The following is a 262-nucleotide window of genomic DNA, read 5'->3' on the forward strand; positions in this document are numbered from 1 at the left end:
CCGGTGCCCAGCTGGGGTTCCTGGCGCACAAAGTCCAGCGCCAGCGCCGGGGTGGCCAGGGGCGCCAGCGCGGCTTCCACCTGTTCGGCGCCGTGTCCGGTGATGACCACCGCCCGCCGTGCCCCCAGTTGGGCGGCGCAGCCGATCACATGCGCCGCCAGGGCCTTGCCGCCCAGGCGGTGCAACACCTTGGGCGTGCGGCTCTTCATGCGCGTGCCCTTGCCGGCGGCCATCACCACCACATCCACTGCCAATGCCATGC

The 262-nt window shown here is 72.5% G+C and carries 1 protein-coding gene; it reads right to left on the reverse strand.

Annotated elements, in window-relative coordinates:
- A partial coding sequence (locus HA630_RS27165; protein WP_166832215.1) for an NTP transferase domain-containing protein occupies positions 1 to 260 on the reverse strand: 260 nt, incomplete at its 3' end.
- Positions 261 to 262: the final 2 nt, after the last annotated feature.

It is taken from the genome of Aquabacterium sp. A08, from assembly GCF_011742065.1.